The sequence below is a fragment of the Aureimonas sp. N4 genome (assembly GCF_001463925.1).
Lineage (GTDB): Bacteria > Pseudomonadota > Alphaproteobacteria > Rhizobiales > Rhizobiaceae > Aureimonas > Aureimonas ureilytica_A.
Map to the genome: position 1 here is coordinate 80,873 of NZ_BBWS01000059.1, position 6,955 is coordinate 87,827.

General features: G+C 63.4%; 8 protein-coding genes. 7 read left to right on the top strand and 1 reads right to left on the bottom strand.

Translation table 11 applies throughout. The features are described from left to right. Window positions 1-157 precede the first annotated feature (157 nt). From AUL28_RS20870 to AUL28_RS20900, 7 genes are all read left to right on the top strand, one after another. Complete coding sequence (locus AUL28_RS20870; protein ID WP_374701443.1) at window positions 158-964, top strand: transporter substrate-binding domain-containing protein; 807 nt, start codon at window positions 158-160, stop codon at window positions 962-964. Window positions 965-1,036: 72 nt separating this feature from the next. After that, a complete protein-coding gene (locus AUL28_RS20875; protein WP_062236659.1) occupies window positions 1,037-1,699 on the top strand; it encodes an amino acid ABC transporter permease in 663 nt (220 codons plus the stop codon). 6 nt (window positions 1,700-1,705) lie between these two features. Continuing rightward, a complete protein-coding gene (locus AUL28_RS20880; RefSeq protein WP_058633469.1) occupies window positions 1,706-2,368 on the top strand; it encodes an amino acid ABC transporter permease in 663 nt (220 codons plus the stop codon). 11 nt (window positions 2,369-2,379) lie between these two features. Continuing rightward, window positions 2,380-3,150, top strand: a complete 771-nt coding sequence (locus AUL28_RS20885; protein WP_062236660.1) for an amino acid ABC transporter ATP-binding protein — start codon at window positions 2,380-2,382, stop codon at window positions 3,148-3,150. Between the two features lie 18 nt (window positions 3,151-3,168). Further along, window positions 3,169-3,552 carry a RidA family protein gene (locus AUL28_RS20890; RefSeq protein WP_062236663.1) on the top strand — a complete coding sequence of 128 codons (384 nt, stop codon included), beginning with the start codon at window positions 3,169-3,171 and terminating at the stop codon, window positions 3,550-3,552. Window positions 3,553-3,580: 28 nt separating this feature from the next. Then, window positions 3,581-4,351, top strand: a complete 771-nt coding sequence (locus AUL28_RS20895) for an IclR family transcriptional regulator (protein ID WP_062236666.1) — start codon at window positions 3,581-3,583, stop codon at window positions 4,349-4,351. Between the two features lie 284 nt (window positions 4,352-4,635). Next, window positions 4,636-6,165 carry a sensor histidine kinase gene (locus tag AUL28_RS20900; RefSeq protein WP_082640613.1) on the top strand — a complete coding sequence of 510 codons (1,530 nt, stop codon included), beginning with the start codon at window positions 4,636-4,638 and terminating at the stop codon, window positions 6,163-6,165. Window positions 6,166-6,762: 597 nt separating this feature from the next. Here AUL28_RS20900 and AUL28_RS23200 read toward each other — a convergent pair. Beyond that, window positions 6,763-6,955 (bottom strand): hypothetical protein (locus AUL28_RS23200; RefSeq protein WP_210168750.1); only part of this gene is annotated, 193 nt, incomplete at its 5' end.

Consider the following 6,955-nt stretch of genomic DNA (forward strand, 5'->3'; position numbering starts at 1 on the left):
CTCGAGATCCTGTTTTCCGATCGCGCTTAAAAGTCAGTTGACAAATATCAAGGCACGTCCACAAATAAGGCAATCCGCTGTTGCGGTCAGATGTCCCTTATAGCGGACAATGTAGGAGAAAATGGCAATGGATGTGAAGGCAGTAGTTCTCGGGCTTATGGCGACCGCCTCCGTCGCTCTTTTCCCCGGTGCCGCGTCGGCGGCGAAGCTCGACGACGTCCTGGCGCGCGGAAAGCTCGTCGTCGGCACCGGCTCGACGAATGCGCCCTGGCACTTCAAGGACGCGTCGGACACGCTTCAGGGCTTCGACGTCGACATGGCTAAGATCGTTGCCAAGGCTTTGTTCGGCGACGCGGAGAAGGTCGAGTTCGTCAACCAGTCCTCCGATGCGCGCATCCCCAACATCACGACCGGCAAGGTCGATATGACCTGCCAGTTCATGACCGTAACCGGTGAGCGTGCCCAGCAGGTCAACTTCACCATTCCGTACTATCGCGAGGGCGTTGGCCTGATGCTGAAGGACGGTGGCCAATACGCCGACTACGCCGCGCTAAAGGCGGCCGGCTCGTCCGTCACGATCGCCGTTCTTCAGAACGTCTATGCCGAAGAGCTCGTCCATAAGGCGTTGCCCGAGGCGAGCGTCGATCAGTACGAGTCGCAGGACCTTCTCTACCAGGCACTTCAATCGGGCCGCGCGGACGCGGCCGCCACCGACCAGTCGTCCATCGCCTGGTACGTCACGCAAAACCCCGGACAGTACAAGGATGCCGGCTACGGCTGGAGCCCGCAGACCTATGCCTGCGCCGTCGCCAAGGGCGACCAGGACTGGCTGAACTTCGTCAACACGGCCCTGCACGAGGCGATGACGGGCGTCGAGTTCGACACCTATGCCGCCTCCTTCAAGAAGTGGTTCGGCAAGGATCTGCCGCCTCCGGCGATCGGCTTCCCCGTCGAGTTCAAGTAATCACCTGAGCCGGCGGTCTGGGCTACTGCGCCCGGACCGCCTCGCCCCAAACGCCGCAAACGAGCGATCCCGATGGGATACACCCTCAATTTCGACGCCGTCTGGCGGAACTTCGACGATCTTCTGCGGGGGCTCGGCCTTAGCCTCGTGCTGGCCTTCGTGGCGATCGGCATCGGCTGCGTGCTCGGCCTCGTCCTCGCCTTCGGGCGCATCAGCCGGTCGCGGGTCCTGTCGGTTCCGGCGAGCGCCTATGTCACGCTGTTCCGCAACCTGCCGCTCCTGGTGATTGTCCTCTTCTTCTTTTTCGCGCTGCCTCAGCTCGGGCTGCGGCTGTCGAAAGGGAACTCTTTCGTCCTGGCGCTGGCGCTCTATTCGGCGGCCTATCTGGCCGAGGTCTTTCGGGGCGGGCTCCTCGGAGTGCCCAAGGGTCTTCGTGAGGCGGGCCTCGCCATCGGTCTGACGGAAGGACAAATCCGCCGGCGCATCATCCTGCCTGTCATGTTCCGCGCGGTCCTGCCCGCGCTTGGGAGCACCTTCATCGGGCTCTTCAAGGACACCTCGCTCGCGGCTGCCATCGCCGTGCCCGAACTCACCTTCGAGGCGCGCAAGATCAATGTCGAGACCTTCCGAGTGATCGAGACCTGGATCGTGGCAAGCGGGCTCTACATCGCGACCTGCTCGATCCTGGCCGCCCTTTTGCGCCGCGTCGAAGCGCGGCTCGCCGTTTCGAGGTAAGGCCCTGTGAACGCTCCTCCGTCCTTCTTCGAGATCGTCTGGATCGCTCGCTGGCCGCTTCTCTACGGCCTCGGCACCACGGTCGCCATCTCCCTCGCGGCCATCCTCGGCGGCACGGTGCTCGGCACCGGCCTTGGCCTCGCTCTCACCTACGGCAACCGTGCGGTGCGCTTCCTCGCCCGCGTCTACACCGACGTGATCCGCGGCACGCCCGTCCTCGTCCTGGTGCTCGCGAGCTTCTACATCCTCGGCACGGTCGGGCTGGATCTCACCGCCTTCCAGGCGGGTGTCCTGGCATTGACGCTGTTCTGCGCTTCGCATGTCGGCGAGATCACGCGCGGCGCGCTCCAAACCCTGCATAAGGGCCAGACGGAAGCGGCGAAAGCCATCGGCCTGACCTTTGGGCAGACCTTTCGCTACGTCCTCGGACCGCAGGCGCTGCGCCTCGCTCTGCCGCCGCTGATCAACACGGCGGCCGAGATGGTCAAGGCCTCGACGCTCCTATCAGTGATCGGGGTCGCCGAGCTCCTCCTGCGCACACAGGAGGTCATCAGCCGCGCGTTCCATAGCCTCGAGTTCTACCTCCTCGCCGGGCTTCTCTACTTCCTCGTCAACTTTGCCATCGAGCGTCTCGGCCGTTATGTCGAGCGCCGCGTGAGCCTCGCGTAAAAGGTGCTTCCATGACCGCGAATCTTCTGGAAATCCGGGATCTGCGCAAGAGTTACGGTCCGGTTGAGGTGCTGAAGGGCGTCGACTGTGACGTGAAGCCCGGTGAGGTTATCTCGATCATCGGCTCGTCGGGCTCGGGCAAAACCACGATGCTGCGTTGCGTCAACATGCTGGAGGAGTTCGAGGGCGGCACGATCCGCATCGACGGGGAGGAGATCGGCTTCTCCACCCAGAACGGCAGGCGCCAGCGCAAAAGCGAAAAGGAGATCGCCCGCCAGCGCGCGCTGACCGGCATGGTCTTCCAGCAGTTCAATCTCTTTCCGCATATGACGGCGCTGGAGAACGTGACGCTCGGCCTGACACTGGTGCGCCGCATGGGCCGCGACGAAGCGCGGGCGCTGGGCGAGACATGGCTCGACCGCGTTGGCCTCCTGGCCCGCAAGGACCACTATCCCTCCAAGCTCTCGGGCGGCCAGCAGCAGCGTGTCGCGATCGCGCGCGCCATCGCCATGAGCCCACGCCTCATGCTGTTCGACGAGGTGACGTCCGCGCTCGATCCCGAACTCGTCGCCGAGGTGCTGCAGGTCGTGCGCTCGCTCGCCGAGGACGGCATGACCATGCTTCTCGTCACCCACGAGATGCGCTTCGCCTACGAGGTGTCGAGCCGCGTCATCTTCATGAACGGCGGCCGCATCGGCGAGGAGGGAAACCCGCGCGAGATGTTCGCTGCTCCCAAGACCGAGCGTCTTGCCGCCTTCCTCCAATCCTCCCGTTTCAACTGACAGAACAGGACACGACGCATGACCCTCAAGCGCTACGGAGCCGGCGAGACCGGTGCCGGCGGCAAGCCGCTGCCCTTCGCCCGCGCGGTGGAAGCCGACGGCTGGCTTTACGTTTCCGGCCAGGTCGCCATGGAGAATGGCGAGATCGTGCCGGGCGGCATCGTCGAGCAGACCCACAAGACCATGGCGAACGTCATCGCCATCCTGACCGAGGCCGGATACGGGTTGGAGGATGTCGTGCGCGTCGGCGTCTGGCTGGACGACCCCCGCGACTTCTGGAGCTTCAACGGCGTCTACGCTCAGTATTTCAAGAACCACCCGCCGGCCCGCGCCTGCGTCCAGTCCTCCATGATGGTGGACTGCAAGGTCGAGATTGACTGCGTGGCCTTCAAGCGGAAATAAGCGCGGGATCGAGCATCGGAGACAAGGGATGGACAAGCGCGTGGAGGAGACCGTCAACCGGCGAGCCCGTGGGCTCGATCGGGCCTTCGACATCCTCGACGCCTTGCGCGAGGCGGGCCGTCCGCTGCGTCCCAACGAGATCGCGGCCGCCATGGGTGCGCCGCGATCGACCATCTACGAGATCGTCGCCGCGCTCGTGAAGCTCGACGTCCTGGAAGCGGCCGATACGGAAGGGCGCGTCTTCCTCGGTCGCCGCCTGTTCCTCTACGGGCAGGCCTATGGCGACCATTCCGACCTGCCGAGCCGCGTCTCGATGGTGCTCGATCGCCTTGCCGCTGAAACGCAGGAGACCGCCCAGTTCTGTCTCCTCGACGGAAACAAGTACACGGTCGCGATGATGCGCGAAGGCTCACGGCCCTTCCGCATCTCATCGAGCGTCGGCGAGCGTACGCCCATTCCTTGGACCGCCTCCGGCCGCCTTCTGCTCGGCCACCTCAGCGAAGACGAAATTCGCGCCCTGGTGCCTGCCGAAGATTTCCAATTGCCCTCCGGCGAGTGGCTTTTACCCGAAGAGTTCGCAAGTCAGGCCCGGAAGGCCGTCGCGGATAGGCATTTCACCTTCGACTCCATCGTGGACAGCTACACGCATTGCTTCGCGGTGCCGATCACCCGACCAGACGGCACGGCGGCGGCCACGCTCTGTCTCGTCGCGCCCAAGGCCGATGCACTTCGCAATCACGCGGACTATCTGGCCAAGCTCGCTCTCGCCGCTGCGGCGCTCGAACCCTCCTTCGCCTGATGAAGCCGCCAGCCTGCGAACCATAGGCAGCATTTGCTGCGAGATTTGAGCTGGCAGAGGGCGCATTGCCACCCGCAGGCGGTGAAGAACGTATGGTTCTCTAGCCTCTCCCAACGAGATCAATGCACCAGATGGTTTTCGGCCACCGCTGCCGCGCGCCAGCGAGATCGAGCGACCGCTTTCGGATCAAGCCCGGATCATCCTGAGCGGCACAAACGAGTCGATAGGAATGTATCGGCTCCAGGGGGCGGTTTCCTCTATCGGATCGCTTGCGGATACCCTACATGTCCGGTTACGGCTGGGTTGGAAACGGTGGTCGCATTGTAGAGTTGGGCTTGCACGTGACGATGTACGCAGAACCGGTGGCGGTCACCGGCAGCGACGCTTCCATGCACATGTCGGATCTGATCGAACGGTTCGACTGGTCCGCCGGTCCGCTCGGCTCTCCGTCGACCTGGCCCCAAAGCCTTCGAACGGTTGTCGACGTGATGCTCCACGCCGGCAACGCCATGTGCCTCCTATGGGGGCCAGAGCGCATTTTCCTCTATAACGACCGGTACGCTGCGATCCTTGGCACGCAGCATCCCTATGTCCTCGGCATGCCGATCCAAAAGGTTTGGTCGGATGTTTGGGCTGACATCGAGCCATTGGTTGCTCGCACCTTCGCCGGCGAGACGCTGACGTTCAGGGACACGCCGCTCCTCATGACGCGGAACGGTTATGCCGAGGATACGTGGTGGACCTTCGCTTACTCACCAGTGCGAGATGAGACAGGCGCAGTCGCCGGTCTCCTCAATATCGCCAACGAGACGACCGCGCAAATCGCCGCGCAGGACGGGCGTGACGAGGCCGTCGCTCGTTTAGGCGAGAGCAAGGAGTTCCTGCGCAGCGTTCTGGCGTCATCGAACGACTGCATCAAGGTCCTGGATCTCGACGCGAATCTCGTCTTCATGAGCGAGGGCGGGCAGAAGGTCATGGAAGTGTCGGACTTCAACGACATTGACGGCTGCCCCTGGCCCGACTTCTGGCAAGGTGAGGGCAATGCCGCCGCGAAGGCCGCCGTCGCTTCCGCTCGGTCGGGCGTGCCTGCGAGTTTTCTCGGCTATGCCAACACAATGAAAGGCAACCGACGCTACTGGGACGTTCAGGTCTCCCCGATCTTCGGGGCCGACGGGAAGCCGGAACGTATCCTGTCCGTCTCACGCGACGTCTCGGCCCTGAAGGAGTCCGAAGAGGCGCGGGCGGTCCTGAATCAAGAGCTGTCGCATCGCATGAAGAACCTGCTGGCGATGGTGCAGGCGATCACCGCTCAGACCCTGCGGCAGGCAACCGACATGGAAGAAGCCCGCGAGGCCGTGTTCACCCGCATATCGGCGCTGGCACGGGCACAGGATCTTCTGGTTCGGTCGAGCTTCGAGGAAGCGGATATCGGCGAGGTCGTCGAAGCCTCCATCGCCCCCCACCAGGCTGGCGACCGCAGGATCGATGCGAGCGGGCCTCCTCTCGGGCTGAATGCCCAGCAGGCTCTTGGCTTGTCGCTGGCCATCCACGAGCTGGCGACGAATGCAGCGAAGTATGGTGCCCTGTCGAACGACACGGGTCGGGTCGCCGTGTGCTGGGACATCGTGGATGGCGCGTTCGCGTTCCATTGGATCGAAACCGGCGGACCGTCCGTCGTCACGCCGGGGCGCCGCGGCTTCGGCTCGAGGTTGATTGAGCGCATCGTCGCTGGCTACTTCCAGGGCGAGGGGCGCATTCACTTCGATCACCAAGGCATTCGGTTCATTTTGACGGGTGTGAGCCAGCGCGCCTGAGCGGTTTCATAGGGGGCTCGCCCCGTCCTGGTGTGCGTAGGCCTATGACCGACGCTTGACCGAACCATTCTGGGAGGCCTAAGTTTTCCTTCACGATGCGCAGGGAGGATGGTCATGCCGAATCCATCGCTGTCTACCGCGCCAACGTGTCCCTGCTTTGGATGCGGGTCGGGTCGCCGATTGAGAGCCCGCGATGAGCCGAGCTTTGTCGCGACCTTGAGGCGGACGCTGAAGTTGGCGTGCTCGACAGTAGAAAGTGTGCCCGGCACTTACGGCTACCGTGGTCGAAGCTCGGGCGCTGGCGTGAGGCAAGCGTCCCGGTCCTTGGACGTAAAGCCAATGGGTATGATTTAGCTTGCCGATCGATCGGAGCGAGCTGCACGAAGCGCCAGAGACTGCATGACTGCAAACGTCTTCAACGACCCAGACAATAGCGTCGTTCTTCAAGTCTGCTGAAGGTCTTCTGGCTTCATTCCTATCGTCGGGGACGGCAAGCTCGCACAGGTCCGCGAAAGCACCTTCGATGCGCGCGGTTTCTCACCGGATCGCTCGGTCAGCGACTTCTTCCTGGGACTTGCGATGGCGGGCTGTAAGGTGTCATGCGGTGCCGACGAGGCCGTTGCCGTTTGATCGCCGCGCCACCTTCAAGGGCCGATATGGCGCGAGCGAGCTGTAAGGGTGAAGGCTGGGCTTCGTGTCCTCTCGGTGGTCCGGAATGCAAAGCGTCTTCGCTACGTCCGCGAACACGCCGACGACATCATCATCCCCGCCAAGTTGTGAACGTTCGAAT